The following is a 351-nucleotide window of genomic DNA, read 5'->3' as shown; positions in this document are numbered from 1 at the left end:
ATGATAATGAAATTGAAAGAAACCCTGATGGGGCTATAGCTCAGCTGGGAGAGCGCCTGCCTTGCACGCAGGAGGTCAGCAGTTCGATCCTGCTTAGCTCCACCATTACGATTTTTTCGTTGTTATTTCGATACTCGCATAAGAGATACTATGCGTCGCATCAAAATGCCTAGAAAAACTTCGCAATGGCCATTTATTGTTTCTTCATTAAAGAAAGAAGCCAAATTTAAGCTTAACTTTTAAAGTTATTTTAAATTTGGTTTTTTTAAACCAAGTCTTTGCCGAATGCGGGCAAATGATTAGTTCTTTAACAATCTGGAAAGCTGATATAAATATCGGTATTTATATGTT

Annotated in this window: 1 tRNA gene; it reads left to right on the top strand. The window is 37.0% G+C overall.

Going from position 1 to position 351, the window contains the following annotated elements:
- Nucleotides 1-29 precede the first annotated feature (29 nt).
- Nucleotides 30-105: transfer RNA gene (locus CWS31_RS17480), tRNA-Ala, on the top strand.
- Nucleotides 106-351: the final 246 nt, after the last annotated feature.

This window comes from Colwellia echini, from assembly GCF_002843355.2.
Lineage (GTDB): Bacteria > Pseudomonadota > Gammaproteobacteria > Enterobacterales > Alteromonadaceae > Colwellia > Colwellia echini.
This window is presented reverse-complemented; position numbering and strand designations above follow the sequence as displayed.